Source organism: Alicycliphilus denitrificans, from assembly GCF_044792555.1.
In the GTDB taxonomy this organism is placed as follows: Bacteria; Pseudomonadota; Gammaproteobacteria; order Burkholderiales; family Burkholderiaceae_C; genus Alicycliphilus; species Alicycliphilus denitrificans_A.
Genome location: NZ_CP126238.1, coordinates 1,566,992 through 1,593,222, shown reverse-complemented (window position 1 = coordinate 1,593,222; position 26,231 = coordinate 1,566,992). Strand labels below are relative to the sequence as shown.

The window sequence follows — 26,231 nt, the reverse complement described above, 5'->3', positions numbered from 1 at the left end:
TTGGTGAAAAGAAGGGGGTCAATCCACGGTGGCACCGGTGTCCTTGACCACGCGCGCCCACTTGGGCAGATCGGACTGCACGAGTGCGCCGAGCTGGGCGGACGTGCCCTTGAACGGCTCGCAGCCGACGACGGCAAGCTTGTCCACCACGTCCTTGTGGTCCAGCGCGCGCGCCACTTCGGCCTGCAGCCGCTCGACGATCGGTGCGGGCGTGCCGGCCGGCGCAAACATGGCGTACCACGGCGCCTGGCCGAAGCCCTTGAGCGTCTCGCCGATGGTGGGCACGTCGGGCAGCGCGGCGACGCGCTTTTCGTTCACCACGCCCAGCACCTTGAGCTTGCCCGCCTTGATGAAGGCGATCGACGAAGGCAGGCTCTGCACCGACAGCGGCACCTGCCCGCCCGCCACGTCGGTGGCGGCCGCCGCCGAGCCCTTGTAGGGAATGTGCTGCAGCTGGATGCCCGCGGCCTTTTGCAGCAGCTCGCCGATCAGGTGGTTGAGCGTGCCGTTGCCGGCCGAGGCGATGGCGTACTTGCCGGGGCTGGCCTTGGCCAGCCGGATCAGGTCCGCCACGTTGTTGCCCGGGAACGAGGGATGCGCCACCAGCACATAACCGGCGGTGGCGATGGGCGCCACGGGCTCGAAGTCCTTGACGGCATCGAAGCCCGGGTTCTTGTAGAGCGCCGGGCCGATTACGTGCGCGCTGTCGGCCGTGACCAGCAGCGTGTAGCCATCGTGCTTGGCACGCGCCAGGGCCGCCGTGGCCAGCGTGCCGCCCGCACCGGGGCGGTTGTCCACGATCACGCTCTGGCCCATCTGCTCGGTCAGGCGCTGCGCCAGCACGCGCGCGATGGCGTCATTGGCGCCCCCCGCGGCCTGCGGCACCACGAGGGTGATGGGCTTGGAGGGGTACTTGTCCTGCGCGGCGGCGCCCAGGGGCGCGGCGCACAGCATGGCGCCCAGGGCGGCCCCCAGGGCCAGCGCGGCCCGGCGGCGATGGAGTGCGGAGGTCAAAGGCATGGGGAGGTCTCCTGTCGTCATGAAAATGGCTGCTACCGCGCCAGCGCGCGCTCGCGGATCGCGTCAAAGCCCGCAGGCACCGGATGCAGGTCCAGCCGGCACCCGGCCTTCACAATCTGACTGGGCACCTCGTGGCCGATCAGTGCGGGCAGGCGGGCCGCGGCGGCGATCAGCGCCGGCAGGTCGATGCCCGTGTCGTAGCCCATGAGCTGCAGCGCATGCACCACTTCTTCGGTGCACACATTGCCCGTGGCGCCCGGCGCATAGGGACAGCCGCCCAGGCCGCCCAGCGAGGCGTCGAAGCATTGCGCGCCCGCGTCGATGGCCGCCAACACGTTGGCCAGGCCCATGCCGCGCGTGTTGTGAAAGTGCAGCGTGAAGGCCAGGCCCGGCCAGCGCGCGCGCGCCGCGGCCACCAGCTGCGCCACCTGCGTGGGAAAAGCCATGCCCGTGGTGTCGCACAGCGTGATGCCCTGCACGCCCAGATCGGCGAAGCGCTGCACATGGTCCCATACGGCGTCCCGGGCCACGTCGCCCTCCATGGGGCAGCCGAACACGCACGACAGCGACACGTTCACCGGCACCTGCGCGGCCTGCGCCATGGCGATCACCTGTGCCAGTGCCGCGAACGACTGCGCGCGCGTCATGCGCAGGTTGGCCAGGTTGTGCGTCTCGCTGACCGACATGACCAGGTTCAGCTCGTCGGTGCGCGACTCGATGGCGCGCTCCGCGCCGCGCGCGTTGGGCACCAGCGCGGTGTAGGTCACGCCGGGGCGGCGCGCTATCTCGCGCATCACCACCTCGGCGTCGCGCAGCGCGGGGATCGCCGTGGGCGAGGTGAATGAGGTCACCTCGATCTTCGCCAGGCCCGCGGCAGAGAGCGCGTTGACGAGCGCGATCTTGTCTTCGGTCGGAACGAACTGCGCCTCCATCTGCAGGCCATCGCGCAGGCCCACGTCGCAGATCTCGATGCGGTGCCAGGCGCCGCTCCACACGCTCGTCGTCATTGGATCACTCCCTTGCTGCGCAGCAGCGCGATCTGCTCGGCCGTCAGCCCGGCCTCGGCCAGCACGGCATCGGTGTCGTCACCCAGGCGCGGCGCGCTGCTGCGGATGGTGCCCGGCGTGGCCGAGAGCTTGGGCACGATGCCCGGCACCTGCAGTTCATAGCCGTCGCGCGTCTGCTGAGTCAGCAGCATCCCGCGCGCCTGGTAGTGCGGGTCATCAAAAATGTCCTTGGCGGTGTAGACCTTGCCCGCGGGCACGCGTGCGGCGGCCAGCAGCTCCATGACCTGCGCCACGGTGCGCACGGCGGTCCAGGCGCCAATGGCGGCATCGATCTCGGCCACGCGCGCCACACGGCCGGCGTTGTCGGCCAGCTGCGGGTCATCGCCCAGGTCCTGGCGGCCGATCGTGGCCATCAGGCGCTTGAAGATGCTGTCGCCATTGCCGGCCACCAGCGCCCAGCCGTCCTGGCAGGGGTAGGCGTTGGACGGGGCGATGCCCGGCAGCGCGCTGCCCGCGGCCTCGCGCACGGCGCCGAAGGCGCTGTATTCGGGGATCAGGCTTTCCATGCAGTTGAACACCGCCTCGTGCAGCGCCACGTCGATCACCTGGCCCGCGCCGCCATGCACCTTGCGGTGGTACAGCGCCATCATCACACCGATGGCGCCGTGCAGCGCGGCCAGCGTGTCGCCAATGGACACGCCCACGCGCACCGGCACGCGGCCCGGCTCGGCCGTCAGGTGGCGCAGGCCGCCCATGGCCTCGCCGATCACGCCGAAGCCCGGCAGGTCGCGATAGGGCCCGGTCTGACCGTAGCCCGAGATGCGCAGGATCACCAGGCCGGGGTTGAGGGCGTGCAACTGCTCGGGGGACATGCCCCAGCCCTCCAGCGTGCCGGGACGGAAGTTCTCGATCAGCACATCGGCCTCGGCGATCAGCCGGCGCGCGATGTCCTGCGCCTCGGCCTGGCGCAGGTCCAGCGCCACCGACCTCTTGTTGCGCGACTGCACCTGCCACCAGACGGAGGTGCCTTCCTTGATGAGGCGCCAGTTGCGCAGCGGGTCGCCCGCGCCCACGGCCTCGATCTTCACCACGTCGGCGCCGAACTCGCCCAGCGTCTTGCCGCAGAACGGCCCGGCGATGAGCTGGCCCATCTCGATCACGCGCACGCCTGCGAGCGCCGCGGGAGTGGGGGTGGCTGTGTCTTGCATGCCTTGTCTCCTGAAAATCCGCCGCGCATCATGCGCCGGCCCGGCCCTCAGGCAAAGAGCTTTGGCGCGAGGCTGCCATCGCAAAGCGGCATGGCCGGGCGTGGGCGCAGTACCATCGCTGCCCATGAAGCTGGACCCGCTCTCCCTGCGCCTGTTCGTCGCCGTGATGGAGGACGGCGCCATCGCCCGCGCCGCCGCGCGCGAACACATTGCCCCGTCCGCCGCCAGCCGCCGCCTGGCCGAGCTGGAGGACATGCTGCGCGTGGAGCTGTTCACGCGCAGCAACCGCGGCAGCGAGCCCACGGCCGCGGCCTACGCGCTGCTGCACCTGGCACGCGGCGTGCTCAACGACCTGGACGGCATCGCTACGCAGATGCGCGACTACCGTGCCGGCGTGCGCGGCCATGTACGCGTGGTGGCCAATATTTCAGCCATTACGCAATTCCTGCCGGGCGAACTGCAGCGCTTCATGGCCGCGCACCCGCAGGTCGATGTGCGCCTGCAGGAGCAGATCAGCAGCGCCGTCGCCCAGTCCGTGGCCGAGAACGCAGCCGACCTGGGGATACTGAACCACGGCAGCTATGGCGAGCGCGTGACCCTGCTGCCCTACCGCGAGGACGAGCTGGTGCTCATCGTGCCCACGGGCCATGCGCTGGCACGAAGGCGCAGCGTGCAGTTGGCGGACGCCCTGCCCTGCGACTTCGTCGGCATGCACCCGGGCAGCGCCATCAACCACCTGCTCACGCGCGTGGCGGCCGAGCTGGAGATGCCCCTCAAGCTGCGCATGCAGGTCACGAGCTACGACGCGCTGTGCCTGATGGTCTCGGCCGGCCTGGGCGTGGCCGTGCTGCCGCGCGGCAGCGCGCAGAACCTGCGCGGCACGCTGGCGATCCGCGCCATTACCCTGGCCGAGCCCTGGGCGCGCCGGCGCCTGTCGCTGTGCGTGCGCGCGCAGGAGCCGCTCTCGGGCGTGGCCCAGCTGCTGGTGGAGCACCTGCGCGCCCAACCCGTGGAGGCCACCGCATGAGCGCCGCAGTGCAAGCGCCGTTGCGCTGGGACCTCTTCTGCCAGGTCATAGACAACTACGGCGACATCGGCGTGTGCTGGCGCCTGGCGGCCGAGCTCGGCGCGCGCGGCCACGCCGTGCGCCTGTGGATCGATGACGCCAGCGCCCTGGCCTGGATGGCACCGCAGGGCGCCGCGGGCGTACAGGTGCTGCCCTGGCCAGCCCAAGCACCGCCGGATGGGCCGGGCGACGTGGTGGTGGAGGCCTTCGGCTGCGAGATTGCTCCTGACTTCATAGCTGCTATCGCTCGCCACACAAGCGCTGATGGCAAAAAACCCTTATGGATCAACCTCGAATACCTGTCGGCCGAGGGCTATGTGGAGCGCTGCCACCGCCTGCCCTCGCCCCTGATGAGTGGCCCCGGCGCGGGCCTGACGCGCTGGTTCTTCTACCCCGGCTTCACGCCGCGCACGGGCGGCCTGCTGCGCGAGCGCGACCTGGCCACGCGCCAGGCGGCTTTTGACCGCCAGGCCTGGCGCACCGGCCGCGGCATCGCACCGCGCGATCTGGCGGTCTCGCTGTTTTGCTACGAGCCGCCCGCCCTGCCCCTGCTGCTGGAGCAACTGCACACACGCAGCGATGCGCGGCTGCTGGTTACGCCGGGCCGCGCCACGGCTGCTGTTTTGCATGAAATCAGCCTCAAACCCTTATGGAACAAGCGCAAGCAGCTATTAGTTTCATATCTTGAGCCCTGTCCGCAGCCAGCATTCGACGAAATGCTGTGGGCCTGCGACCTGAACCTGGTGCGGGGCGAGGATTCGCTGGTGCGCGCACTCTGGGCCGGCCAGCCCTTCGTCTGGCAGATCTACCCGCAGCACGACGCCGCGCACCACGCCAAGCTGCTGGCCTTCCTGGACTGGCTGCAGGCGCCCGCCTCGCTGCGGCGCTTCCACGCGCTGTGGAACGGGCTGGAGACTGCGCCGGCGCTGCCGCAGCTCGATGCCGCCACGCTGGCCGAATGGCATGCCTGCGTCATGGCTGCGCGCACGCGTCTGCTGGCACAAGCGGATTTATTGACCTTACTACTAGGGTTTGTGACCGAGAAAAGCTAGAATTGCAGGCTTTGCGCCATTACCAAAGGCAGGACGTTCGCGTGCCCAGCCGGCGCCCCCGCCGCGGAACATGCGCCGGGGTGGAAGGCGGCCCTAGTCACTCAACACTGCGGGCCCAGCCCACCCGCCCCGACTTGTGGAGCGGCTAACCTTACCTTCCCAAGCAAGCCATGAAAATCGCTCAAGAAATCCGCGCCGGCAACGTGATCATGCAAGGCAAAGACCCGATGATCGTCCTGAAGACCGAATACGCCCGCGGCGGCCGCGGCGCCGCCACCGTGCGCATGAAGCTCAAGTCCCTGCTGGGCAACATGGGCACCGAAATCGTGTTCAAGGCCGACGACAAGATCGACAACGTCATCCTGGACAAGAAGGACTGCACCTACTCCTACTTCGCCGACCCGATGTACGTGTGGATGGACGCCGACTACAACCAGTACGAGGTCGAGGCCGGCAACATGGGCGACGCCATCAGCTACCTGGAAGACGGCATGACCGCCGAAGTGGTGTTCTACGACGGCAAGGCCATCTCGGTGGAACTGCCCACCAGCGTGGAGCGTGAGATCACCTGGACCGAGCCCGCCGTGAAGGGCGACACCTCCGGCAAGGTGCTCAAGCCCGCCAAGATCGCCACCGGCTTCGAGGTCGCCGTACCCCTGTTCGTGGGCCAGGGCGACAAGATCGAGATCGACACCCGCACGGGCGAATACCGCAAGCGCGTATAAGCCGCGCAGGCACCCATGCAGAAAAGGGAACGTCCTGGACGTTCCCTTTTTTGTTGCCGAAACCCGTGGCGATATTTCACGCCAGCAGCACCTGCTCCAACCGCCCGCACCTTGCCTCACCCACGGCCGGCGCGCGCCCGGTCAGCAGTCACTGCTCAGCTAGGTCTGCCGTCGCCGGCACCTTGGGGCTCCGGGTTTGCGGCGCCGGCCGGGTGTGCTCCAACAATCCGGCATCGACCATGAGCTGCACGTCACCCCCGGTGATGCCCATGGTTTCAGTGAGCGCAAGCACTTGCTGCAGGGTGCGCTCACCGTCAAACAGGAGGAACGCTGATCGCTGGCGCAACGAAAGCACGCCTTGGCGCTCCCTGAGCAACTGCTGTCCGGCTTCAGTCTTGATAAAAATCACGCGCTTCCTCGCTTCGCACCACATCACGGCACAGTCACGCCAACAGGATTTCAGCCTGCCACGAATGGGTTAATGAATTTGGCAAGACCATGGCCTTATGGCCTTGGAGGGCTCACAAGCCATCAGGAGCCACCACACGCGCCCTGCCCGGCCGCGTGGCCAGGCTCACGAGCCAGGCCACGGCCAGACCCGTAGGCACCCCGAACACCCCGGCAGAAATCGGGTGTATGCCAAACCACAAGCCATCCGTGCGCAGCAGCGCGGGCACCCAATCGCGCACGCTATCAACCTGAACCAGCAGGTAATACATGGTCACCGACAGCCCTGCAAGCATGCCGGTCACCGCACCGCGTTGCGTGGTGCCGCGCCAGAAGATGCCCAGCACCATCGCCGGAACAAAGGCCGAGGCCGCAATCGAGAACGAGGCCGAGACCATGGGCAGGATTTCCGCGGGCTTGAGCGCCGCGACGAACGCCGCTGACAACGCCACCGTGAGTAGCGCAAACTTGGTGAGGATCACGCGCTGCTCGGGCGAGGCCTTGCGCCGCGTCTCCTGAAAGTACAGGTCGCGCACCAGCGCGTTGCTGATGGTCAGCAGCAGGCCGTCGGCGGTGGACAGCGCCGCGGCCAGCCCCCCCGCGGCCACCAGACCCGAGATCACATAGGGCAGGCCGCCAATTTCGGGCGTGGCCAGCATGATGAGGTCGGCGCCGAAGCGGATTTCGCCAAACTGGACGATGCCGTCGCCATTCATATCCTCCACCGACAGCAGCGAGGAGTCCACGCGCGCCCACTGCGCCATCCAGTTGGGCAGCTGGTCGAAGCTGCTGCCCACCAGGTTGTTCATGACCTCGTACTTCACCAGCACAGCCAGGGCCGGCGCGCTCAGGTACAAGAGGGCGATGAAGAACAACGACCAGGCCACCGAGGTGCGCGCCGCCGCCACCGAGGGCACCGTGTAGTAGCGCGTGAGCAGGTGCGGCAGGCCGGCGGTACCCACCATGAGGCAGAACATCAGCGCCAGGAAGTTGCGCCGCGAATGCTCGAATGCCTGTTGCTCTGCCGGTGTGCCGTGCGGGTCGCCGGCAAAGGCCTGGCTATGGCGCGGCAGGCCGCCCAGCGCACGCGCGCGCTCGTAGTTGGCCTGCATCTCACGCGTCCAGCGTTCGCGTGCGGCCGGCACGTCGCGCGGCATGGCCGCCAGCTCGCGGCTGGCCGCGACGATCAGCCCCACATCGGCGTTCTGTGCGCGCAGGCGCTGAATGCGTGCGCGTATGGCATCGCGTTCGCGCGCCAGCGCCGCGGGCACATCGGCCAGGCGCGCCTCGTAGTCGCGTGCGCGCTGCAGATAGGCCGCCACCACCTGGCCCTCGACCTCGGAGGCCAGCAGGCCGTCCTCCAGCTGCGCGATCTTGCCTATCTGCGTGCCGACCACGAAGGGCGCCGCCGGGTTGCCCAGCTGCTTATAGGCCAGCCAGGAAACGGGTATCAAAAAGGCAAGCAGGATCACCATGTACTGCGCCACCTGTGTCCAGGTGATGGCGCGCATGCCGCCCAAAAAGGAACACAGCAGCACACCGCCCAGGCCCAGCATGATGCCGATCTCGAACTGCACACCCGTCAGGCGCGATGCAATCAGCCCCACGCCATAGATCTGCGCCACGACATAGGTGAACGAGCACAGCACGGCCGCCAGCGCCGCGATGATGCGCGGCCAGCGCCCGCCAAAGCGCACCTGGAAGAAGTCGGGGATGGTGTAGAGATTCATGGCCCGCAAATGCGGCGCCACCAGCATGGCGACGAGCACAAACCCCCCCGTCCAGCCCAGCAGGTAGGCCAGGCCGCCGGGCTGGTCTGGCGTGCCCGAGAAACCCTGCAGGTACAGGGCGCCCGACAGGCTGATGAACGAGGCCGCACTCATCCAGTCGGCCGCCGCTGCCATGCCGTTGTAGATGGGGGGAATGCGGCGGCCGGCCACGTAGTACTCGTCGGGGTCCGTGGTACGGCCGTAGACGCCGATGGCGGCATACGCCATCACCGTCAGGAACAGGAAAATGGGGCCTATCCACTGGCGCGACAGGCCACGCTGCTCGGACCAGGCCATCAGGGCCACGAAGCCCAGCAGGCCCACCACGTACAGCGCCACGATGCGGTTCAAGCGCGCCATGTAGGAGCGCCCAGCCCCGCGCTCAGTCATGTGCCTGGGCCTTGCTGGCCTTGCGCTGGGCCGCCAGATCCTGCCGCTCGAAATGGCTCATCGCCGCACAGTACACGCAGACGATGGCGATGAACATCAAGACCGCCCCCTGGGAGGCGATCCAGTACCCCAGCTGCCACTGCCCCACCATCATCCGCAGGTCGCGCTCGAAGAAGCAGGCCACGAAGGACACCAGCGCCCACACCAGCAGCAATCCGGCCTTGAGCCACAGGTGGCGCGCATCGTGCAGATCGGGGGCAAAGGGGGCCCCCGCATATTCACCCTCCATCAGGCCTTCCGTGAACGTCCTGCGGTGCGGCATGGGCTTGGGAAGCGGCGATCAGCCGGCGAGGGTCTGCCAGGTACTGATCACGCTGTCGGGATTCAGCGAGATCGACGAAATACCCTCGGCCGCCAGCCACTGCGCGAAGTCCGGATGGTCGCTGGGGCCCTGGCCGCAGATGCCGATGTACTTGCCCTGCGCGCGGCAGGCCTTGATGGCCAGGTGGATCAGCGTCTCGACGGCCGGATCACGCTCGTCGAAGTCCTGCGCCAGCAGCTCCAGGCCCGAGTCGCGGTCCAGGCCCAGGGTGAGCTGGGTCAGGTCGTTCGAGCCGATGGAGAAGCCGTCGAAGTATTCGAGGAAGCGCTCGGCCAGGATGGCGTTGCTCGGGATCTCGCACATCATGATGAGCTTGAGTTCGTTCTCGCCGCGCTTGAGGCCATGCTGCGCCAGCAGCTGCGTGACGCGCTCGGCCTGGCCCAGCGTGCGCACGAAGGGCACCATCACCTGCACGTTGGTCAGCCCCATGTCGTTGCGCACGCGCTTGAGCGCTTCGCACTCCATGGCAAAGGCCTCGCCAAACTCCTGGCTGACATAGCGCGCCGCGCCCCGGAAGCCCAGCATGGGGTTTTCTTCCTCTGGCTCGTAGCGGCTGCCGCCAATCAGCTTGCGGTACTCGTTGGACTTGAAGTCCGACAGGCGCACGATGACGGGCTTCGGATAAAAGGCGGCGGCAATGGTGGCCACGCCTTCCGCCACCTTGTCCACGTAGAAGGCGCGGGGCGAAGCATGGCCGCGCGCCACGGACTCCACGGCCTTCTTCAGGTCGGCATCGACGGCGGGGTAGTCCAGGATGGCCTTGGGGTGCACGCCGATGTTGTTGTTGATGATGAATTCCAGGCGCGCCAGGCCCACGCCCTCGTTGGGCAGCTGGGCAAAGTCGAAGGCCAGCTGCGGGTTGCCCACGTTCATCATGATCTTGGTGGCGATCTGCGGCATCTCGCCGCGCTGCACCTCGGTGACCTCGGTGGCCAGCAGGCCGTCGTAGATCCTGCCCGTGTCGCCCTCGGCACAGCTCACCGTGACCAGCGTGCCGTCCTTGAGCAGCTCGGTGGCATGGCCGCAACCCACCACGGCGGGAATGCCCAGTTCGCGCGCGATGATGGCGGCGTGGCAGGTGCGCCCACCACGGTTGGTGACGATGGCGCTGGCGCGCTTCATCACCGGCTCCCAGTTCGGGTCGGTCATGTCGGTGACGAGCACGTCGCCGGCCTGCACCTTGTCCATCTCGCGGATGTCGTGCACCAGGCGTACCGGGCCGGTGCCAATCTTCTGGCCGATGGCGCGGCCCTCGGCCAGCACGTTGCCATGACCCTTGAGCTTGTAGCGCAGCTCGGCCTGGCCCTTGGCCTGGCTTTTCACCGTCTCGGGGCGCGCCTGCAGGATGTAGAGCTGACCGTCCTGGCCGTCCTTGCCCCACTCGATGTCCATGGGGCGGCCGTAGTGCCCCTCGATCACCAGGGCGTAGTGCGCCAGCTGCTCGACATCGGCGTCGGAGAGGCTGTAGCGGTTGCGCAGCTCGGTGGCCACGTCGGCCGTCTTCACCAGCTTGCCCGTAGCGGCCTTTTCCTCGGCCGAGGCGAACACCATCTGGATCAGCTTGGAGCCCAGGTTGCGGCGGATCACGGCCTTGTTGCCGGCGCGCAGCATGGGCTTGTGCACGTAGAACTCGTCGGGGTTCACGGCGCCCTGCACCACCGTCTCGCCCAGGCCGTAGCTGCTGGTGATGAAGACCACGTCTTCAAAGCCGCTCTCGGTGTCGATGGTGAACATAACCCCGGCCGCGCCCAGATCCGAACGCACCATGCGCTGCACGCCCGCCGACAGGGCCACCACGTCGTGCGCAAAGCCCTTGTGCACGCGGTAGGAAATGGCACGGTCGTTATAGAGGCTGGCGAACACCTCCTTCATCTTGTGCAGCACGTCCTCGATGCCGACGACGTTCAGGAAGGTTTCCTGCTGGCCGGCAAAGGAGGCGTCGGGCAGGTCTTCGGCCGTGGCCGAGCTGCGCACGGCAAAGCTCGCCTGGGGGTTGCCTTCGCTCAGGGTGGCGAAAGCGGCGCGCACGGCCTGTTCAAGATCGGCCGGGAAGGGCTGGTTTTCCAGCCAGCCGCGGATCTCGGCACCGGCCGCGGCCAGCGCCCGCACATCGTCAACATCCAGGGTAGCCAGACGCTGGCTGATACGCTCGGCCAGCCCCTCGTGCTTCAAAAATTCACGGAAGGCGTGCGCCGTGGTGGCAAAGCCCGTGGGCACGCGCACCCCTTGGGGCAGTTGCGAGATCATCTCGCCGAGGCTGGCGTTCTTGCCGCCGACGACCTCGACGTCGCTCATTCTCAGGTTCTCAAAGGGTACGACCAGGGCGGTCGCCTCGAAACGTGCAGACATGGGAAAGCTCCAGAAGTTGAAACCGGATCTGCGCCTGCAGCCAGCATGAAATGCGGCAGGCGAGCGCCCATGCAGCGGCCACGGCTTTGCTGTTGTGGTTGTGGGCCGGCGCGGTGCATAGGACGAAAATTGGGAATAATGGGTGCCATTGTAGGGGCGCCACCATATCCCGTGCTCCTTCCTTCCAAACGCACACCGCCCCGCTTTCATGCTGCCCACGCACACGCGCACCGTGTTCTATATCTCCGACGGCACCGGCATCACGGCCGAAACCTTCGGCAACGCCATCCTGGCCCAGTTCGAAATAAAGCCGCGCCATGTGCGCCTGCCCTTCATAGACACCGTGGACAAGGCCCACCAGGCCGTGCGCCAGGTGAACCACACGGCAGAGCTGGAAGGCCGGAAGCCGATCGTCTTCACCACCCTCGTGAATATGGAGGTGCTCAAGGTGATACAAGAGGGCTGCAAGGGCATGCTGATGGACATGTTCAGCACTTTCGTGCGCCCGCTGGAGCAGGAACTGGGCATCAAGTCGCTGCACCGCGTGGGGCGTTTTTCCGACATCACACGCTCCAAGGAATACCTCGACCGTATCGAGGCCATCAACTTCAGCCTGGACCACGACGACGGCCAGAGCCACCGCGACCTGGAAGGGGCCGACGTGATCCTGATAGGCGTTTCGCGCAGCGGCAAGACGCCCACCAGCCTGTACCTGGCCATGCAATGCGGCCTGAAGGTGGCGAACTACCCGCTGATCCCGGAAGACTTCGAGCGCCGCCAGCTGCCACCCGCACTCATGCCCTACCGCAACAAGATTTTTGGCCTGACCATACAGCCCGAGCGCCTGTCCGAGATCCGCAACGAGCGCCGCCCCCATTCGCGCTACGCCGACCTGGCCAACTGCCGCTACGAGGTCAACGAGGCCGAGGCCATGATGCGCCGCGCAGGCATACGCTGGCTCTCCACCACCACCAAGAGCATCGAAGAGATCGCTACCACCATCTTGCAGGAAGTGCGGCCCGAACGGCTGGTGTACTAATGGTGTGATGGAGGCATTCACCGAGGGCGCGCGGCACGGGGCATTCAATCTGTGCCAGCGCGAGTTTTAGGTGAAAATCGGCCATAAGCCTTTCCCAACAAGCCCTAAAAGCTATCAATAAAAGAGCGACCCCGACTGCGCTGTGCGGCGGTGATGGCCTCGCAGTCCGAGTGCGCTAGTCTGCCGTGGCTTCCTCGGGTTCGGCCGGCTCCGACTTTGTGCCGCGTTCCTTCTTGGGGAGTGGCTGGATGTCCAGCAGCACCTCGGTGCTTTCCACGCCCTGCTCGTCCGTCTGGTGCGCCAAGTCCACCGTCAGGCGCCCACCCTCGGTCAGGCGGCCGAACAGCAACTCGTCGGCCAGCGCCTTGCGGATGGTGTCCTGGATCAGGCGCTGCATGGGACGCGCGCCCATGAGCGGGTCGAAACCCTTCTTGGCCAGGTACTTGCGAATGGCGTCGGTGAAGGTCACCTCGACTTTCTTCTCGGCCAGCTGCTGCTCCAGCTGCAGCAGGAACTTGTCGACCACGCGCAGTATGACCTGCTCGTCAAGCGGCTTGAAGCTGACCATGGCGTCCAGGCGGTTGCGGAACTCGGGCGTGAACAGTCGCTTGATATCGCCCATCTCGTCACCAGGCTGGCGCTGGGTCGTGAAGCCGATGGTGGCCTTGTTCATGGTTTCGGCGCCTGCGTTCGTCGTCATGATTAGGATGACGTTGCGGAAATCAGCCTTGCGCCCGTTGTTGTCGGTCAGCGTGCCGTGGTCCATGACCTGCAGCAGCACGTTGAAGATGTCGGGGTGGGCCTTCTCGATCTCGTCGAGCAGCAGCACCGCGTGCGGCTTCTTGGTGATAGCCTCGGTCAAGAGGCCTCCCTGATCGAAGCCCACGTAGCCGGGAGGCGCGCCGATGAGGCGGCTGACGGCATGGCGCTCCATGTACTCGGACATGTCGAAACGGATCAGGTCCACGCCCATGATGTAGGCCAGTTGCTTGGCAGCCTCGGTCTTGCCCACGCCCGTGGGGCCGGAGAACAGGAATGAGCCAATGGGCTTGTCACCCTTGCCCAGGCCGGAGCGCGCCATCTTGACGGCGGCGGCCAGCACCTCCAGCGCCTTGTCCTGGCCGAAAACCACGCTCTTGAGGTCCCGCTCCAGGGTCTGCAGCTTGCTGCGGTCGTCGTTGGACACGCTGGCGGGCGGGATGCGCGCAATCTTCGCCACGATTTCCTCGATCTCGCTTTTGCCGATGGTCTTCTTGCGCTTGGTGGGTACCAGGATGCGCTGCGCCGCGCCAGCCTCATCGATCACGTCGATAGCCTTGTCGGGCAGGTGACGATCGTTGATGTACTTGGCAGAGAGCTCGGCTGCGGCCTGCAGGGCGGCGGCCGCGTACTTGACGCTGTGGTGCTCCTCGAAGCGCGATTTCAGGCCCTTCAGGATCTCGATCGTCTCGGCCACCGAGGGCTCCACCACATCCACCTTCTGGAAACGCCGCGACAGCGCCGCGTCCTTCTCGAAAATGCCGCGGTATTCGGTGAAGGTCGTCGCGCCAATGCACTTGAGGGAGCCCGAGCTCAGCGCCGGCTTGAGCAGGTTGCTCGCATCCAGCGTGCCGCCCGAGGCCGCGCCCGCACCGATGAGCGTGTGGATCTCGTCAATGAACAGGATGGCGTTGGGCTTGTCCTTGAGGCTCTTGAGCACGCCCTTGAGGCGCTGCTCGAAGTCGCCGCGGTACTTGGTGCCCGCGAGCAGTGCACCCATGTCCAGCGAATACACCGTGGCCTCGGCCAGGATTTCAGGCACAGCACCCTCGGTGATGCGCCATGCCAGCCCTTCGGCGATGGCCGTCTTGCCCACACCGGCCTCACCCACCAACAGCGGATTGTTCTTGCGCCGACGGCAAAGAATCTGGATAGTGCGCTCGACCTCATAGTCGCGCCCGATCAGCGGGTCTATCTTGCCATCCTTGGCGGCCTGGTTGAGGTTTTGTGTGTACTGCTCCAGCGGCGAGGCCTTCTCGCCGCGCTCGCCCTGAGTAGCCTCTTCGCTCTCGGCCTGCCCCTCGGGCTTGGGCGGCTCTGGCGGCTCGCCCTTCTTGATGCCGTGAGCGATGTAGTTCACCACATCCAGGCGCGTCACGCCCTGCTGATGCAGGTAGTACACGGCGTGCGAGTCTTTCTCGCCAAAGATGGCCACGAGCACGTTGGCGCCCGTGACTTCCTTCTTGCCATTGCCGGTGGACTGCACATGCATGATGGCGCGCTGGATCACGCGCTGGAAGCCCAGCGTGGGCTGCGTATCCACCTCGTCGGTGCCAGCCACCTGGGGGGTGTTGTCCTTGATGAAATTCGTCAGCGACGCACGCAGATCGTCGATATTGGCCGCGCAGGCGCGCAGCACCTCGGCGGCGCTGGGGTTGTCCAGCAGCGCCAGCAGCAGGTGCTCCACGGTGATGAACTCGTGGCGCTGCTGGCGGGCCTCGACAAAGGCCATGTGCAAGCTGACTTCCAGTTCCTGGGCAATCATGTGAGAACTCCTATGTGCTTGCGAGGTAAGGGTGACTTTAGATCGGGGGCAAAGGCCATTTATTCAACAGGCTATTCGATTGGCTCGCTCAGGCATTGCAGCGGGTGTCCGGCCTTGTGCGCCGCGTCCAGCACCTGCTCCACCTTGGTGGCGGCCACATCGCGCGTGTAAACGCCGCAAATACCCTTACCGTCCAGATGGATCTTGAGCATGATCTGCGTGGCCGCCTCGCGATCCTTGTTGAAAAACTCCTGCAGCACAATGACCACGAACTCCATGGGCGTGTAATCATCGTTGAGCATCACCACCTGATACATCTGCGGCGGCTTGGTTTTCTGGGTACGCCGCTCCAGCACGACCGAGCCGCCCTCGTCCCAGGTCGGGGTGCGGGGCGCTGGCGCGGGCTTTGGTGGTTTGGTTGCCATGTATTTCATTCTAGTGCGTCGAACATTGGCACGACAGTCGCAGCACCTGATGCCAAAGTCGGCTTTTTCAAGCGCTTTCGTACACCACGCTCACGTTGCCGCTGCCCACCTGAACGCCCCATGCGGCCAGGGCCGCGTCGCTGGGGAAAAAGCGGCTGGCCTCACCCAGTTGCAACTCGGCCGTGGCCGCGCCTCCGGCCGCCGTGCAATGCACACCCATGCGCACGCGCAAACCGTGGGACAGAACCTCGCCATGCTCGGTCTCGGCGCGCAGCGGCGGAAACTCGCGCACCAGCGATGCCACGTCGGGCCTCATGCCGCCATTGGTGCCCACCAGCAGGTAGCGTCCAAAGCGCGCACGCGCCGCCCCCAAGTCCCAGACCTGCTGCACCTTCACGCGCAAGCCCCCGCTGAAATGGTCGAACTGCAGCCGCCCGCTGAGCACCACAAACTCGTCGTCCTTGAGCAAACCGGCGCAGGCGGCGATCACCCCCTCGTCGGCCGAGGCCTCGATCACGCCCGATTTGTCGTCGAGCTTGAACAGTGCCAACTTGCCGCGCTGGCCGCTGATCACGCGTGCATCACCCACGATGCCGGCAAGCACCTGGGTCTCACGGCTGTCGGCCAACTCGGCGATGGGGGTGCGCACGAAGCGGCGCACCTCCTGCTGCACCTCGTCGAACAGATGGCCCGACAGGTAAAAGCCCACGGCGGTCTTTTCCTGCATCAGGCGCGCCTTGATGCCCCAGGGCGTGGCGTCGACCAGTTCCGGCTCCTGGGTACTGGAGCCTATAGCGTCGTCGCCCATCATGTCGAACAGACCGCCCTGGTTGACGTTGGCCAGCTGCGCCGCCGCGAAGTCGAAGGCCCGGTCGATGGAGGCCACGAGCGCAGCGCGGTTCAGGTGCAAGGCGTCGAAGGCGCCGGCCTTGATGAGAGCCTCCACCGTGCGCTTGTTGATGCGCGCGCGGTCCACGCGCACGCAGAAGTCGAACAGGCTGGTGAACGGCCCCTGCTCCCCGCCGCGCGGCCCTTCGCCGCGGCCCTCGCGGGCGGCGATGATCGCCTCTATGGCCTGCTGGCCCGTGCCCTTGATGGCGCCCAGGCCGTAGCGGATGACCTTGTCGGTCACGGGCTCGAAGCGGTACATGCCGCGGTTAATGTCCGGCGGCTCGAAACTCATGCCGAAATGCTTGACCGCATCCTCGTAGAGCACCTTGAGCTTGTCGGTGTCGTCCATTTCCACGGTCATGTTGGCGCAGTAGAACTCGGCCGTGTAATGCACCTTGAGCCAGCCCGTGTGGTAGGCCAGCAGCGAGTAGGCGGCGGCGTGCGACTTGTTGAAGCCGTAGCCCGCGAACTTCTCCATCAGGTCGAACACCTCGTCGGCTTTGTCCTGGCTGATGCCTTTATCCGCAGCTCCCTTACGGAAGATGATCCGGTGCTCGGCCATTTCCTCGGGCTTTTTCTTGCCCATGGCGCGGCGCAGCATATCGGCGCCGCCCAGGCTGTAGCCGCCCAGCACCTGCGCCGTCTGCATCACCTGCTCCTGATAGACCATGATGCCGTAGGTTTCGGCCAGCACCGGCTCGACCAGCGGGTGCGGATACTCGACCACCTCCTTGCCATGCTTGCGGTTCACGAAGCTCGGGATCAGGTCCATGGGGCCCGGGCGGTACAGCGCGTTCAGTGCGATCAGGTCTTCCAGGCGGCTCGGGCGTGCCTCCTTGAGCATGCCCTGCATGCCGCGGCTTTCAAACTGGAACACGGCCTCGGTCTTGCCCTCCGAGAACAGCCTGTAGGTGGCGGCGTCGTCGAGCGGTATGTTCTCGAAGGCGAAGCTCTCCTGACCCCTGTGGCGCTTCTGGATGAATTCGCGCGCGATCTCCAGGATGGTGAGCGTGGCCAGTCCCAGAAAGTCGAACTTCACCAGGCCTATGGCCTCCACATCGTCCTTGTCGTACTGGCTCACCGCAGACTCGCTGCCCGGTTGCTGGTACAGCGGGCAGAAGTCGGTGAGCTTGCCCGGCGCAATCAGCACGCCGCCGGCGTGCATGCCGATGTTGCGCGTCATGCCTTCGAGCTGCTGCGCCATCTCGATGATGGTGCGCACATCCTCTTCCTTGCGCACACGCTCGTACAACTGGGGTTCGAGCTCCAGGGCGTAATTGTTCTTGTCGCCCTCCTTCTTGGGCTCGGGGGGGTAGGCCAGGGTGTAGGTCTGGCCGGGCTTGCCGGGCACCAGCTTGGAAATCCCGTCGCAGAAGGTGTAGCTCATATCCATGACGCGGCCCACGTCACGGATCGCCGCCTTGGCGGCCATGGTGCCGAAGGTGGCGATCTGGCTCACGGCATCCTTGCCGTATTTGTCCTTCACATAGTCGATCACCCGGTCGCGGTTGGCCTGGCAGAAGTCGATGTCGAAGTCAGGCATGGAAACCCGCTCGGGATTCAGAAAGCGCTCGAACAGCAGGTTGTACTGCAGCGGGTCCAGGTCGGTGATCTTGAGCGCGTAGGCCACGAGCGAGCCCGCGCCCGAGCCCCGGCCCGGCCCCACCGGACAGCCATGGGTCTTGGCCCACTGGATGAAGTCGCCCACGATGAGGAAGTAGCCCGGGAAGCCCATCTTCAGAATGGTGCCCAGCTCGAACTCCAGCCGCTCCTCGTAGCGCGGGCGCTGCCTTTCACGCTCGGCCTCGTTCGGGAATAGGTACAGCAGGCGCTCCTTCAGGCCCTCGTGCGAGGCATAGCGGAAATACTCCTCGATAGGCATGCCGTTGGGCGTGGGGAAGTCCGGCAGGCGCGGCTTGCCCAGCACCAGCGTGAGGTTGCAACGCTTGGCGATCTCCAGCGTGTTGGCAATGGCCGATGGCAGGTCGGCAAACAGGGCCAGCATCTCGGCACTGCTCTTGAAATATTGCTCGCGGGTGAAGCGGCGCACGCGCCGCTGGTTGGCGAGGATCTCGCCCTCCGCAATGCACACGCGCGCCTCGTGCGCCTCGTAGCCATCGGTTGTGGTGAACTGCACCGGGTGCGTGGCCACCACCGGCAACTGCAGCCGGGCCGCGAGCTGCACGGCCTGGGTCACATGAGCCTCGTCGTCGGCGCGACCGGCACGTTGTACCTCGATGTAAAAGCGGTGCGCAAAGATGCCCGCAAGCCGCAGAGCCAAGGCCGCGGCAGCGCTCTCGTCGCCCTTCATGAGGGCCTGCCCCACCGGCCCCGCCTGGGCACCGGCGAGTGCGATCAGGCCCTGGTTCAGCTCCTGTAGCCAGTCCCAGGTACACAGCGGCAGGTTCTTGACGACATTGCGCGTCCATGCGCGCGCCAGCAACTCGGACAGGTTGAGATAGCCCTGGCTGTTTTGCACCAGCAACAGCATGCGCGCGGGCGGCGCGCCCGCGGCGCCCTCCAGGCAGATCTCGGCACCCAGAATGGGCTTGACCCCCTTGCCCCGCCCTTCCTTGTAGAACTTGATGCCGCCAAAGAGGTTGTTCAGGTCGGTGATGGCCAGGGCAGGCTGGCCGTCCTTGGCTGCCGCCTTGACGACCTCGTCGATGCGGGTGGTTCCGTCCACGACGGAAAATTCGGTATGCAGGCGCAGGTGGACAAACATCCTGGCATTGTAGAAACCTGGGCTTGGGCCTGCCGGCGGGTTACATACAATGTCGCGCTACCGCACGACCAGCCCCCGCTGGGTAGAGTCGCCGCGATAGCCTTTCAATTCCTGCCCCGAGAGCTGCCGCCATGCCGCGTTTCCCCCTGTCTCTGATACCCGCCTTGCTGGCCGCCGGCCTGCTGGCCGCCTGCGCCAGCCCTTCCGAAGACAAGACCGCCGGCTGGAGCACCGACAGGATCTACGCCGAGGCGCGTGACGAGCTCAACGGCGGCGCCTATGACAAGGCCGTACCGCTGCTGGAAAAGCTCGAAGGCCGTGCCGCCGGTACGCCGCTGGCCCAACAGGCCCAGCTGGAGAAGGCCTACGCCCAGTACAAGGGGGGTGAAAAGGCCCAGGCCATCGCCACGCTAGACCGCTTCATGAAGCTGCACCCGGCCAGCCCCGCATTCGACTATGCCCTGTACCTCAAGGGCCTGGTGAACTTCAACGAGAACCTGGGCCTGTTTTCGTGGCTCGCGCGCCAGGACCTGTCCGAGCGCGACCAGAAGGCGGCCAAGGATTCTTTCGAGTCCTTCCGCGAGCTGGTGACCCGCTTTCCCGAATCGCGCTACACGCCCGACGCGCGCCTGCGCATGACCTACATCGTGAACTCGCTGGCCCGGTACGAGGTGCATGTGGCCCGCTACTACTACGAACGCGGCGCTTATGTAGCGGCCGTGGGCCGGGCACAAAGTGCGCTAGCGGACTACAAGGACGTGCCCGCCACCGAGGAGGCGCTGTACATCCTGGTGCGCTCCTACGACGCACTGGGCATGACGCAGCTGCGCGACGACGCACGCCGCGTGCTGGAGGCCTCATATCCCAATAGCACCCTGCTCAAGGCCGGCTTCAAGGCACAGGACAATCCGTGGTGGAAATTCTGGTGAACGCATCCAGCGCCGCCTCGAATTCCTCTTGCGACTCGAGCATGGGCATGGCGGGCAGTGCCCGCAACAGGCGCTTGCCATAACCCATGCGCAGCAGGCGCTGGTCGGCCACGACCAGCACACCCCGATCGCTTTCACTGCGTATCAGGCGCCCGGCCCCCTGCTTGAGCGCCACGGCCGCCGCCGGCAGCGCGTAGTCCCGAAAGGCGCTGCGCCCCAGCTGGTGCAGGCGCTGGCCCTGCGCCCGCACCAGCGGATCACCCGGCGGCGGAAACGGCAGCTTGTCGATGACCAGCAACTGCAGCGCATCGCCAGGCACATCAAAACCCTCCCAAAAGCTGGCCGAGCCGACCAGCACATGGCCCGCCTCGCCTGCGGGCGCCCGAAAGCGCTCCATGATGCGCCGCTTGGGCGCCTGGCCCTGTACCAGCACCTCGATGCCGCAACCGGGGGGCAAGCGCTGCTGCAATGTGCTGGCAATGACCTCAAGCGCGCGCAGGCTGGTGGTCAGCACCAGCGTGCGCCCGCCCAGGCGCTGCACGGCATCGGCGACCCAATGCCCAAGCTGCTCGCTGTGTGACGGATCGGTGGGGGGCGGCAGCTGCTGCGGCACATGGAGGGCGGCTTGGCACGCATAGTCAAACGGGCTGTCCAGGCGCAGTATGCGGGCCTCCTCCAGGCCACAGGCCTGCGTGAACCAGCGCAGACCGGGATCGTCGCCCAGCGTGGCGGAAGTGAATACCCAGGCTCGCCCCTGCCGCGCCGCTACCAGCTCCTCCTCGTCCCATGCACCCGGCTCCGCAGGCTGGCCATGCCATAACGCGTGCAGCGCGGGTGCGACATCCAGCGGTGACTCATTCAAGCGCAACTGACTGGCCCTATCCAGCCAACGCACGCAATCGGCTTGCCAGGGGGCCGAAAAATGCAGCAGCGTCGCCAGCAGGGCCACCGTGCGCTCGTGCAGATGCGCCAAATCAGGGGCCAGGACCGTCACGCCATCCAGCGCTGCCAAGGCTTCGCGCAGCGCGTCCACGGCGGCTTGCAACGCTGCCGCCCACCGTCCGGCGTCCACGCCATCAGGGGTCGCGCCGGCCCAGCGCATGCGCCCAGGTATGGCCGCCGGATCATCCTGCCCTCCGCTGGCCAGGCGCAGCCCGCGCGCCGCCAGGCGTAAGCGCTGCTGCACCCCTTGCCAGTCGGCCAGGCCCCGTGCGCAGCGCAGGCCGATAACCAGCATATCCTGTGCCAGCTCCAGCAGTTGGCCGGTGCCCAGGCGCATGCCAAAGAACTCGGTCGCCACCTCCGCCAGCTGATGTGCCTCATCGAAGATCACCACACCGGCGCTGGGCAGCAACTCGGCCACGCCCGATGCACGCACGGCCAGGTCGGCAAAAAACAGATGGTGGTTGATGACCACCACATCGGCAGACATGGCCTGGCGCCGTGCCTGGTACACATGGCACTCACGAAAACGCGGGCAGTCCTGGCCCAGGCAGTTGTCCCGGGTCGAGGTGACCCATGCCAGCACCGGCGAGCGCTCGTCCAGCTCGGGCAGCTCCGCCAGATCGCCAGTGCGCGTAGCCAGGGCCCAACGCTCTATGCGCGCCAGGTCTGCCAGCTGCGCCCCATACTGGTGCGCTCCATCCCCCTGGAGCGCCAGCTCCAGGCGGTGGCGGCACAGATAACTGGCCCGCCCCTTGAGCAAGGCCGAGCGCAGGGGCAAGGCCAGGGCACGCAGCAGCAGCGGCAGGTCGCGCCCGTGCAGCTGGTCCTGCAGCACCCTGGTGGCGGTAGAAACCAGCACACGTTCACCGCTGAGCAATGCCGGAACCAGATACGCGAAGGTCTTGCCGATCCCCGTACCGGCTTCCACCACGAGCCGTTCCCGGGAGTGGATGGCCTGCGCCACCGCCTGTGCCATGGCTGCCTGCCCCGAACGTGGGTAAAAGTGCGCCGGCCCACGTGCCAACGGGCCATCGGGCGCAAACGCCTGGGCAACGAGATCACTCAAGGACATGGGCGAAATGAGCTGAAATGCACGCGCCTGATGGGTTGGAGTGTCACTGGAGCCGGCGGCACCGACAGTGCGGCGTTGCTTGACGATAATAACCCTCCCTGCCAGCCGCCTCAGCGATCCCGGGGCCTTCGACCGCTCACCTCCTTTTTCATGACCAAAGCGTTCCGCCTTATTGCCTCGACCGGCATCCACAAGGGTGACCGTGATTACCAGCAAGACCAGGTCGCCCTGCTCTCGCACCCGCGCTTCAATGGCTGCGTGCTGGGCGTGGTGGCCGACGGCATGGGTGGGCGCAGCGGCGGGCGCAAGGCATCCGACCAGGTGATGATGACGACGCGCCAGCTGTTCGAGCGCTATTCACCCGACACGGACGATGCCGTCGCACTGCTCAGGCACATCGTGCAGGAGTCGCACATCGTGATCCGCCTGACCGCCATCTCCGCCGAGCAGGAGCCCCACAGCACGATCGCCGCCTTCCTGATCAACCCGCGCGGTGATTGCCATTGGGTGCATGCGGGCGACTCGCGCATCTACCAGTTCCACGGCGGGCGGCTGGTGCATCGCACGTCCGATCATTCCTATGTGCAAGCCCTGGTGAACCGGGGCGAACTCTCCGAGGCCGAGGCCAACAACCATCCGCACTCCAACATCCTGATCGGCTGCCTGGGCTCGGACAGCGATCCGCCCATCAGCGCGCACCTGATCGCTCAGCTGCAACCGGGCGACATACTGCTGGCCTGCAGCGACGGAGTGTGGCACTACTTTTCGCCGGCCGAGCTGGCCTCGGTGCTGGAATCGCTCACGCCGCGCGAAGCCACGGAATTCCTGATCGACAAGGCCCGTTCCAGAGCGCGCGGCGGTGGCGACAACCTGTCGCTGATCGTCGTGAAGATCGAGGCCTTGAACGAAGAGAAAAAGCAACCCCAGTTGCCACAGCAGCCCTGGCTCTCGCTGTCGGCATGATCAAGGGCTGGGGTCGGGCAGCGGGGCCGATGCCTTGCGCCCCGAGCCTGCAGCCTGCGCCTGGTCGCGCTGATGCTGCTCGCGGCGCTCGCGCGCCTTCTGCTGCTTGGCCTCATAGCGCGCACGCGACTCGGCGGCGCGCTGGCGCTCGGCCTGCCGGTGCTGCTGCTGGTCTGCCGCGTGCTCGGCGCTGCGCCGCTGCTGTTGCTCGGCGCGCTGGCGGGCCTGCTGCTCACGCATTTGCGCGCTGCCGCGCTCCGTGGCGCGCATGGCGGGTGGCCGCTCACCCGGTTGCACTCCCTGGCGCTGCTCCTGCTGCCGCTCCTCGATGGAACGCAGGCGCTCGGCTGCCTTTTCCCGCCGCTCTTCGTCGTTGAGCTGCACCTCTTGGCGGCGCAGCCGGTTGTCTGCCGCGCGCGCCTGGGTGCGCACCCCGCGCAGACAGTCATGCACGGCAAACTGCTGGTAGCAGTCCGCCTCTTCCTTGCTGCGCTGCGCCTGCAGGGCCTGGCGTTCGACCTGGATCTGCGCGCGCCGCGCCTGGCGCTGCAGCTGCGCCTCCTGCACCTCAGGTGGAACCGCATCGGGCGCGGCCGCCTGGGCCGAGGCTTGCATGGGCAAAAGGGCTGCCAGGCACAGTGCCGCCAGTGGGCCAAAAAAGAAACGGTCGAGGGAGAGGCGCATCAGGTCAGTCCGGTATCGACGACACGCCGCTCCAGCTGCAGGTACTCCTTGGACTGCATCTCGTTCAGACGCGAGACGGTGCGCGGGAATTCATGCGCCAGCGGCCCTTCAAGGTACAGGTCTTCGGGCAGCACGGCGGCCGAGATGATGAGCTTGACGCGCCGGTCGTAGAGCACATCCACCAGCCAGGTAAAGCGCCGCGCGGGCGAAGCCATATTCACCGGCATATAGGGTACGCCCGAGAGCAGCACGGTGTGAAACTGGCTGGCGATCTCCAGGTAGTCGTTCTGCGAGCGCGGGCCCATGCACAGCTCGCGAAAGTCAAACCACACCACACCCCCTGCGCGGCGCAGCGCGCGGATCTCGCGCGCCTCGATGTGCAGCACCGGGTCTTCGTCGTGCACCTCGGCCAGCAGGTTGAAGGTCTTTTGCATAGCGGCGTCGGCCTCGGGACCCAGGGGGCAGTGGTAGAGCTTGGCGTTCTCCAGGGTGCGGCGGCGGTAGTCGGTGCCGTTGTCCACGTTCACCACCTCCATGCGCTCGTTGAGCAGTGCAATCGCCGGCAGGATGCGGTCGCGGTGCAGGCCGCCCGGATACAGCTCATCGGGCTTGAAATTGGAGGTGGTGACAAAGCCCACGCCGTTGTCGAACAGGGACGCCAGCAGGCGGTGCAGGATCATGGCGTCGGTCACGTCCGACACGTGGAATTCGTCAAAACAGATCAGCTTGTAGCGCTTGGCGATGTTGGCGCCCAACACGTCGAGCGGGTTCTGCTGGCCCTGCAGGCTGGCCAGTTCGCGGTGCACCTCACGCATGAATTCATGGAAATGCAGGCGCACCTTGCGCTTCAAGGGCACGGCGTTGAAGAAGCAGTCCATGAGAAAACTCTTGCCACGCCCCACGCCGCCGTACATGTAGACGCCCTTGGGAATGTCGGGACGGCTGATGAGTTTCTTGAAGCGGTTGGAGCGCTTGGCCTTGTAGACGCTCCACTCCTGCGCGCAGCGCTCCAGGGCGTCGATGGCGCGCAGCTGCGCCGGGTCGCTCGAAAATCCCTTGGCGGCCAGCTCCGCCTCGTACGCCTGCCTGACCTTCACTGCACACTCCAATACTACAAAAATAATAGCTGCTAGCGCTTTTACATAAAGCGCTAGCAGCCAATTTCACCCCAAATTCTATTTAGAAATTGAGGGTGCGCTTGTCCACCGCGAGAGCCGCTTCCTTGGTGGCTTCCGACAGCGAGGGGTGGGCGTGGCAGATGCGGGCGATGTCTTCGGCGCTGGCCTTGAACTCCATGGCCACCACGGCCTCGGCGATCAGCTCGCTGGCCATGGGGCCGACGATGTGCACGCCCAGGATCTCGTCCGTCGCCGCGTCGGCCAGGAACTTGACCATGCCGGTGGTGTCGCCCAGGGCGCGCGCGCGGCCGTTGGCGAGGAACGGGAAGGTACCGGCCTTGTACTTGACGCCGTCGGCCTTGAGTTGCTGCTCGGTGCGGCCGACCCAGGCAATCTCGGGGCTGGTGTAGATGACCCAGGGGATGGTGTTGAAGTTCACATGGCCATGCTGTCCCGCCATGCGTTCGGCCACGCCCACGCCCTCTTCCTCGGCCTTGTGCGCCAGCATCGGGCCGCGCACCACGTCGCCCACGGCCCAGACGCCGGGCAGGTTGGTGCGGCAGTCGCCGTCCACCACGATCTCGCCGCGCTCGCCCAGCTTCAGGCCCACGGCCTCGGCATTCAGGCCGATGGTGTTAGGCACGCGGCCGATGGAGACGATGAGCTTGTCCACGTCCAGCGTCTGCGCCTCGCCCTTGGCATTGGTGTAGGCGATGGCCACGCCTTTCTTGCCGCTCTTGACCTCGCCGATCTTCACGCCCAGCTCGATCTTCAGGCCCTGCTTGTCGAAGGCCTTCTTGGCTTCCTTGGCGATCTGCTCGTCCACGGCCCCCAGGAAGGTCGGCAGGCCTTCGAGCACCGTCACATCCGCGCCCAGGCGGCGCCAGACGCTGCCCATCTCCAGGCCGATGACGCCGGAACCGATCACGCCCAGCTTCTTGGGCACGGCGCCGATCTGCAGCGCGCCGTCGTTGGAGAGGATGTTGACCTCGTCGAAATCCACGTCCGGCAGTGCGCGCGCATTCGAGCCGGTGGCAACGATGACCTGCTTGCCCACCAACGTGTCGTCGACCGCGCCCTTGACGGCGATCTCATAGCCGCCTTCGACGGTTTTCACGAACGAACCCCGGCCATGGAAGAAACTGACCTTGTTCTTCTTGAACAGGTACAGGATGCCGTCGTTGTTCTGCTTCACCACGGTGTCCTTGCGGCCGATCATGGTGGCCACGTCCATGGTCACCTTGCCGGTGCTGATGCCGTGCTCGGCAAAGTGCTTGGTCGCGTGCTCGAAATGCTCGGACGACTGCAAGAGCGCCTTGGACGGGATGCAGCCGACGTTGGTGCAGGTGCCGCCGGGTGCGGGGCCGCCCTTGTCGTTGGTCCAGGCGTCGATACAGGCAACCTTCATGCCCAGTTGTGCCGCGCGAATGGCGGCGATGTAGCCGCCGGGGCCGGCGCCGATGACGACGACGTCAAATTGTTTGCTCATGATGTGCTTGAA

General features: G+C 66.2%; 20 protein-coding genes. 6 read left to right on the top strand and 14 right to left on the bottom strand.

What is annotated here, in order from left to right; all coding sequences use genetic code 11:
* Positions 1-18: 18 nt before the first annotated feature.
* The 3 genes from P7644_RS07590 to P7644_RS07580 are packed head-to-tail and all read right to left on the bottom strand — an operon-like array spanning position 19 to position 3,235.
* A complete protein-coding gene (locus P7644_RS07590; protein WP_404302569.1) occupies positions 19-1,020 on the bottom strand; it encodes a Bug family tripartite tricarboxylate transporter substrate binding protein in 1,002 nt (333 codons plus the stop codon).
* Between the two features lie 32 nt (positions 1,021-1,052).
* A complete protein-coding gene (locus P7644_RS07585) occupies positions 1,053-2,027 on the bottom strand; it encodes a hydroxymethylglutaryl-CoA lyase (protein ID WP_404302568.1) in 975 nt (324 codons plus the stop codon).
* A complete protein-coding gene (locus P7644_RS07580) occupies positions 2,024-3,235 on the bottom strand; it encodes a CaiB/BaiF CoA transferase family protein (RefSeq protein WP_404302566.1) in 1,212 nt (403 codons plus the stop codon). Before P7644_RS07580 ends, P7644_RS07585 begins: the two co-directional genes overlap by 4 nt.
* 124 nt (positions 3,236-3,359) lie before the next feature.
* Between P7644_RS07580 and P7644_RS07575 the strand changes: the two genes are divergently transcribed.
* From P7644_RS07575 to efp, 3 genes are all read left to right on the top strand, one after another.
* Positions 3,360-4,262 (top strand): LysR family transcriptional regulator, encoded by a 903-nt coding sequence (locus P7644_RS07575; RefSeq protein WP_404302565.1) that lies wholly within the window; start codon positions 3,360-3,362, stop codon positions 4,260-4,262.
* A complete protein-coding gene (gene earP, locus P7644_RS07570) occupies positions 4,259-5,353 on the top strand; it encodes an elongation factor P maturation arginine rhamnosyltransferase EarP (RefSeq protein WP_404302563.1) in 1,095 nt (364 codons plus the stop codon). Before P7644_RS07575 ends, earP begins: the two co-directional genes overlap by 4 nt.
* A 170-nt stretch (positions 5,354-5,523) precedes the next feature.
* Positions 5,524-6,078 (top strand): elongation factor P, encoded by a 555-nt coding sequence (efp, locus tag P7644_RS07565; protein WP_404302562.1) that lies wholly within the window; start codon positions 5,524-5,526, stop codon positions 6,076-6,078.
* A 148-nt stretch (positions 6,079-6,226) separates the two neighbouring features.
* Here the strand turns inward: efp and P7644_RS07560 are convergent, their stop codons facing one another.
* The 4 genes from P7644_RS07560 to ppsA all read right to left on the bottom strand — a co-directional run bounded on the left by P7644_RS07560 (position 6,227) and on the right by ppsA (position 11,415).
* Entirely contained in the window at positions 6,227-6,487 is a 261-nt protein-coding gene (locus tag P7644_RS07560) for a hypothetical protein (RefSeq protein ID WP_404302561.1), read from the bottom strand.
* A 112-nt stretch (positions 6,488-6,599) separates the two neighbouring features.
* Positions 6,600-8,684 carry a VC_2705 family sodium/solute symporter gene (locus tag P7644_RS07555; protein ID WP_404302560.1) on the bottom strand — a complete coding sequence of 695 codons (2,085 nt, stop codon included), beginning with the start codon at positions 8,682-8,684 and terminating at the stop codon, positions 6,600-6,602.
* Positions 8,677-9,006: a DUF4212 domain-containing protein gene (locus P7644_RS07550; protein WP_404302559.1), complete on the bottom strand. Its 330-nt coding sequence runs from the start codon at positions 9,004-9,006 to the stop codon at positions 8,677-8,679. Before P7644_RS07550 ends, P7644_RS07555 begins: the two co-directional genes overlap by 8 nt.
* An 18-nt stretch (positions 9,007-9,024) precedes the next feature.
* Positions 9,025-11,415 carry a phosphoenolpyruvate synthase gene (ppsA, locus tag P7644_RS07545; protein WP_404302558.1) on the bottom strand — a complete coding sequence of 797 codons (2,391 nt, stop codon included), beginning with the start codon at positions 11,413-11,415 and terminating at the stop codon, positions 9,025-9,027.
* Between the two features lie 208 nt (positions 11,416-11,623).
* Here ppsA and P7644_RS07540 point away from each other — a divergent pair, with 208 nt between their 5' ends.
* Complete coding sequence (locus tag P7644_RS07540; protein ID WP_404302557.1) at positions 11,624-12,454, top strand: pyruvate, water dikinase regulatory protein; 831 nt, start codon at positions 11,624-11,626, stop codon at positions 12,452-12,454.
* Positions 12,455-12,629: 175 nt separating this feature from the next.
* Here the strand turns inward: P7644_RS07540 and clpA are convergent, their stop codons facing one another.
* The 3 genes from clpA to dnaE form a co-directional block, all read right to left on the bottom strand.
* Positions 12,630-14,978, bottom strand: a complete 2,349-nt coding sequence (gene clpA / locus P7644_RS07535; RefSeq protein WP_404302556.1) for an ATP-dependent Clp protease ATP-binding subunit ClpA — start codon at positions 14,976-14,978, stop codon at positions 12,630-12,632.
* A gap of 71 nt (positions 14,979-15,049) precedes the next feature.
* Positions 15,050-15,412, bottom strand: a complete 363-nt coding sequence (gene clpS / locus P7644_RS07530) for an ATP-dependent Clp protease adapter ClpS (RefSeq protein WP_404302555.1) — start codon at positions 15,410-15,412, stop codon at positions 15,050-15,052.
* A gap of 58 nt (positions 15,413-15,470) precedes the next feature.
* The gene (gene dnaE, locus P7644_RS07525; protein ID WP_404302554.1) at positions 15,471-19,019 is read right to left on the bottom strand and encodes a DNA polymerase III subunit alpha; all 3,549 of its coding nucleotides are present in this window, start codon (positions 19,017-19,019) and stop codon (positions 15,471-15,473) included.
* A gap of 131 nt (positions 19,020-19,150) precedes the next feature.
* Between dnaE and P7644_RS07520 the strand changes: the two genes are divergently transcribed.
* A complete protein-coding gene (locus P7644_RS07520) occupies positions 19,151-19,948 on the top strand; it encodes an outer membrane protein assembly factor BamD (RefSeq protein ID WP_404302553.1) in 798 nt (265 codons plus the stop codon).
* Here P7644_RS07520 and P7644_RS07515 read toward each other — a convergent pair.
* Positions 19,911-21,965, bottom strand: a complete 2,055-nt coding sequence (locus tag P7644_RS07515; RefSeq protein WP_404302552.1) for an ATP-dependent DNA helicase — start codon at positions 21,963-21,965, stop codon at positions 19,911-19,913. The genes P7644_RS07520 and P7644_RS07515 overlap by 38 nt on opposite strands.
* A 150-nt stretch (positions 21,966-22,115) precedes the next feature.
* On the opposite strand from P7644_RS07515, the gene P7644_RS07510 reads away from it, so the two are divergent.
* Positions 22,116-22,928 carry a PP2C family protein-serine/threonine phosphatase gene (locus tag P7644_RS07510; protein ID WP_404302551.1) on the top strand — a complete coding sequence of 271 codons (813 nt, stop codon included), beginning with the start codon at positions 22,116-22,118 and terminating at the stop codon, positions 22,926-22,928.
* On the opposite strand, the gene P7644_RS07505 is transcribed toward P7644_RS07510, so the two are convergent.
* The 3 genes from P7644_RS07505 to lpdA form a co-directional block, all read right to left on the bottom strand.
* Positions 22,929-23,612 (bottom strand): hypothetical protein, encoded by a 684-nt coding sequence (locus P7644_RS07505; protein WP_404302550.1) that lies wholly within the window; start codon positions 23,610-23,612, stop codon positions 22,929-22,931.
* The gene (zapE, locus tag P7644_RS07500) at positions 23,612-24,709 is read right to left on the bottom strand and encodes a cell division protein ZapE (RefSeq protein WP_404302549.1); all 1,098 of its coding nucleotides are present in this window, start codon (positions 24,707-24,709) and stop codon (positions 23,612-23,614) included. Before zapE ends, P7644_RS07505 begins: the two co-directional genes overlap by 1 nt.
* Before the next feature lie 82 nt (positions 24,710-24,791).
* Positions 24,792-26,219, bottom strand: a complete 1,428-nt coding sequence (gene lpdA / locus P7644_RS07495; protein WP_404302547.1) for a dihydrolipoyl dehydrogenase — start codon at positions 26,217-26,219, stop codon at positions 24,792-24,794.
* Between the last annotated feature and the right edge of the window lie 12 nt (positions 26,220-26,231).

What these genes read in the sequence shown, in the direction of transcription:
- P7644_RS07590 (WP_404302569.1), bottom strand. Translation starts at nt 1,020, where the DNA reads ATGCCTTTGACCTCCGCACTCCATCGCCGCCGGGCCGCGCTGGCCCTG.
- P7644_RS07585 (WP_404302568.1), bottom strand. Translation starts at nt 2,027, where the DNA reads ATGACGACGAGCGTGTGGAGCGGCGCCTGGCACCGCATCGAGATCTGC.
- P7644_RS07580 (WP_404302566.1), bottom strand. Translation starts at nt 3,235, where the DNA reads ATGCAAGACACAGCCACCCCCACTCCCGCGGCGCTCGCAGGCGTGCGC.
- P7644_RS07575 (WP_404302565.1), top strand. Translation starts at nt 3,360, where the DNA reads ATGAAGCTGGACCCGCTCTCCCTGCGCCTGTTCGTCGCCGTGATGGAG.
- earP (WP_404302563.1), top strand. Translation starts at nt 4,259, where the DNA reads ATGAGCGCCGCAGTGCAAGCGCCGTTGCGCTGGGACCTCTTCTGCCAG.
- efp (WP_404302562.1), top strand. Translation starts at nt 5,524, where the DNA reads ATGAAAATCGCTCAAGAAATCCGCGCCGGCAACGTGATCATGCAAGGC.
- P7644_RS07555 (WP_404302560.1), bottom strand. Translation starts at nt 8,684, where the DNA reads ATGACTGAGCGCGGGGCTGGGCGCTCCTACATGGCGCGCTTGAACCGC.
- P7644_RS07550 (WP_404302559.1), bottom strand. Translation starts at nt 9,006, where the DNA reads ATGCCGCACCGCAGGACGTTCACGGAAGGCCTGATGGAGGGTGAATAT.
- ppsA (WP_404302558.1), bottom strand. Translation starts at nt 11,415, where the DNA reads ATGTCTGCACGTTTCGAGGCGACCGCCCTGGTCGTACCCTTTGAGAAC.
- P7644_RS07540 (WP_404302557.1), top strand. Translation starts at nt 11,624, where the DNA reads ATGCTGCCCACGCACACGCGCACCGTGTTCTATATCTCCGACGGCACC.
- clpA (WP_404302556.1), bottom strand. Translation starts at nt 14,978, where the DNA reads ATGATTGCCCAGGAACTGGAAGTCAGCTTGCACATGGCCTTTGTCGAG.
- clpS (WP_404302555.1), bottom strand. Translation starts at nt 15,412, where the DNA reads ATGAAATACATGGCAACCAAACCACCAAAGCCCGCGCCAGCGCCCCGC.
- dnaE (WP_404302554.1), bottom strand. Translation starts at nt 19,019, where the DNA reads ATGTTTGTCCACCTGCGCCTGCATACCGAATTTTCCGTCGTGGACGGA.
- P7644_RS07520 (WP_404302553.1), top strand. Translation starts at nt 19,151, where the DNA reads ATGCCGCGTTTCCCCCTGTCTCTGATACCCGCCTTGCTGGCCGCCGGC.
- P7644_RS07515 (WP_404302552.1), bottom strand. Translation starts at nt 21,965, where the DNA reads ATGTCCTTGAGTGATCTCGTTGCCCAGGCGTTTGCGCCCGATGGCCCG.
- P7644_RS07510 (WP_404302551.1), top strand. Translation starts at nt 22,116, where the DNA reads ATGACCAAAGCGTTCCGCCTTATTGCCTCGACCGGCATCCACAAGGGT.
- P7644_RS07505 (WP_404302550.1), bottom strand. Translation starts at nt 23,612, where the DNA reads ATGCGCCTCTCCCTCGACCGTTTCTTTTTTGGCCCACTGGCGGCACTG.
- lpdA (WP_404302547.1), bottom strand. Translation starts at nt 26,219, where the DNA reads ATGAGCAAACAATTTGACGTCGTCGTCATCGGCGCCGGCCCCGGCGGC.